The 1,662-nt window shown below is 65.0% G+C and carries 1 protein-coding gene; it reads left to right on the top strand.

The genetic code is table 11. From position 1 onward, the window contains the following. Positions 1 to 211: 211 nt before the first annotated feature. On the top strand, positions 212 to 1,444 hold the full coding sequence (locus FN369_RS10885) for an ABC transporter ATP-binding protein (RefSeq protein WP_178087825.1): 1,233 nt from the start codon (positions 212 to 214) through the stop codon (positions 1,442 to 1,444). Positions 1,445 to 1,662: the final 218 nt, after the last annotated feature.

The raw sequence follows: 1,662 nt of genomic DNA, 5'->3' as shown, positions 1-1,662 counted from the left end.
TAGGGGGAGTAGCCGATCTGCTTGCGGCCGACCTGAAGATCCGTGTCTACGACCATCTGCAGGCCCTGCCGCTCGGCTTCTTTCATGAGTGAAGGCAAGGCGATGCGCTCGCCTTGCTGACGCACGATGTCTCTATCCTCAGCGGCTATCTCAGCGGTGCCGCTCTCGGCATTGTGCCGCTCTTCCTCACGGTGGGGGGGCGCTGATTTTCATGCTCCAGATCCAAGCCCTCCTTGCGATCCTCGCCGCCGTTCTGATCCCTTTGTTCTACTTGTGGGTCAAGGTCGTCGGACGCCGCGTGCGGCCGCTGGCGCGGGAGGTTCAGGAAGAGCAGGCCCGGACCATCGCCATCGCCGAGGAAAACCTGGGCATGTTGCCCGCGATCAAGGCATTCACTCGCGAGGCGGAGGAGTCCCGACGATATCGGGCGCAGATCGAGCGGGTCGTTCGGCTGAGCGCGAGGGAGCGGCGCTTTTATGCCGCATTGGGGCCGGGCACCCACCTGCTTGCGGCGATCGGCATCGTCCTGGTCCTCTGGCTGGCTCAAGCGGCGGTGAGCCACGGCGTCCTTGCGGCACCCCAGCTCGTGAGCTTTCTCCTCTACGGCCAGTTAATGGCGCGGCCTATGGCGGGGCTTGCCGATCTCTATGGGCAGACCCAGCGGGCGCGCGGAGCGCTCGGCCGACTGGCCGAGGTCCTGGCCGAAGAGCCGGAACCGGGATGGGATCAGGGGAAGCGGATGCCTCCCATAAAAGGGGCCATCGAATTCCGCGGTGTAAGCTTTGCCTATCCGGGCCGCGAGCCGGCGTTGAAGCACCTCGATCTCTCGATCGCGCCGGGGGAGACGGTCGGGATCATCGGCCCCAACGGTGCCGGGAAGAGCACGATCGCTCATCTGCTCCTCCGATTGCATTCGCCTTCCGAGGGGAGCATCTGGATCGACGGCGTCGATATTGCGACGATTTCCTTGCGCAGCTTGCGGAGCCAGATCGGCATCGTGCCTCAGCATGTGCTGCTCTTCCACGCCACCGTCCGCGATAACATCGCCTATGGGCGGCCGGAGCCCACCCAGGAGCAGATCGAGAGGGCGGCGAGGGCGGCGCGCGCCCATGACTTCATCCTCGGACTGCCGCAGGGTTACGACACCTGGATCGGGGATCGCGGCGTCCGGCTCTCCGGAGGAGAGCAGCAACGGGTGGCACTGGCCAGTGCCCTGCTCAAGGATCCTACGATTCTGATCCTCGACGAGGCGACCGCCATGTTCGATCCAGAGGGGGAGCGGGAGTTTTTGCGGGCGTGCTCCGATGTGTTCCGAGAGCGGACGGTCGTGCTGATCACCCATCGGCCGGCAAGCCTCGAGTTGGCGGATCGGGTGCTCAAGCTGCAAGGCGGAGAGTTCGTGAGCGCCGGTGGGGAGGGCAAGGTTTCGGTGCGTGCGCAATGACGGTTTTTGCCGGCGGGATCCCGCGTTTCGGGGAAATGGATCATTTTAGATCGCGCGGCCGACGGCGTGGCCATAAGGGGTTTCCCGATACTCGAGGAGTGCAAATCCGCCTTCCGCAAGCTCCTCTCGGATCTCGGACTCGGTAAACCAGTGGTCGAAGGTGCCGGCGAGCGCGTCTCCAAGCTCGACCGGGTCTGGGCTCCGCCGCAGGCGGCGGA

This window comes from Methylacidimicrobium cyclopophantes (assembly GCF_902143385.2).
Classification (GTDB): Bacteria; Verrucomicrobiota; Verrucomicrobiia; order Methylacidiphilales; family Methylacidiphilaceae; genus Methylacidimicrobium; species Methylacidimicrobium cyclopophantes.
Note: the sequence above shows the minus strand (reverse complement) of the source record. Positions and strands in the feature narration are given on the sequence as shown.